Genomic DNA, 1,054 nt, shown 5'->3' with positions numbered 1-1,054 from the left:
GGCCGAGGCAGTCCCAAAAGACAGCCCGGCGTCGGGCGGACTGGATGAGTGAAATGGCAAAAGTGCAGTTGCAGGGTGTGCGCAAGGTCTACGACAACGGCCAGGTTGCAGTGAAGGACGCCACCTTCGAGGTCGCCGACGGCGAGTTGATGGTGCTGGTTGGTCCGTCGGGGTGTGGCAAGTCGACCCTGTTGCGGATGGTGGCCGGGCTGGAAGAGATCAGCGGCGGCACGTTGACCATCGGTGATCGCGTGGTCAACGACGTGGCGCCGAAGGACCGCGACATCGCGATGGTGTTCCAGAGTTATGCGCTGTATCCGCACATGACCGTGGCCGAGAACCTGGCCTTTGGCCTGAAGCTGCGCGGGCACGACAAGGCGACCATCGACAAGCGCATCAGCGAAGCCGCGCAGACGCTGGGGCTGACCGACATGATGGACAAGTTGCCCAAGGCGATGTCCGGTGGCCAGCGCCAGCGCGTTGCATTGGGCCGTGCGCTGGTGCGTGAGCCGGCGGTGTTCCTGCTGGACGAGCCGCTGTCCAACCTGGATGCCAAACTGCGCCACAGCGTGCGCACCGAGATCGCGCAGCTGCACCGCAAGCTGGGCACCACCATGATCTACGTGACCCACGATCAGGTCGAGGCGATGACCCTGGGCCAGCGCATCGTGGTGCTGAAGGACGGCATCATCCAGCAGATCGATACGCCGATGGCGCTGTACGACCGCCCGGCCAACCTGTTCGTGGCCGGCTTCCTCGGCAGCCCGGCGATGAACGTGCTGCGCGGCACGCTGCAGGGCGACGCCGGTGGCGTGACCGTGGTCGATGGCCAGTGGCGTGCCCCGCTGGGGCAGGCGACGATCGATCCGGCGTGGCTGCAGAAGCCGATCGCCGTGGGCGTGCGTCCCGAGCACCTGCAGCCGGCAGGCAGCGAAGACACGCATGCGTTCACCGCGCGCATCGAAGGCATCGAGCCGGTCGGCAACGAGATCTTCGTCAACATGAGCAGCGGCCAGCACGCGCTGACCATGCGCGTGGCGCCGCAGTCGCTGCC

Annotated in this window: 1 protein-coding gene; it reads left to right on the top strand. The window is 66.4% G+C overall.

The window, feature by feature from the left end; all coding sequences use genetic code 11:
* Window positions 1-53: 53 nt before the first annotated feature.
* Window positions 54-1,054, top strand: a 1,001-nt coding sequence (locus AC1VAN_RS22765) for an ABC transporter ATP-binding protein (RefSeq protein WP_480986857.1), incomplete at its 3' end; no start/stop codon positions are given.

Source organism: Stenotrophomonas sp. 05L44_2 (assembly GCF_056665995.1).
The sequence above is the reverse complement of the archived record's forward strand: the minus strand, read 5'-3'. Positions and strand labels throughout refer to the sequence as shown.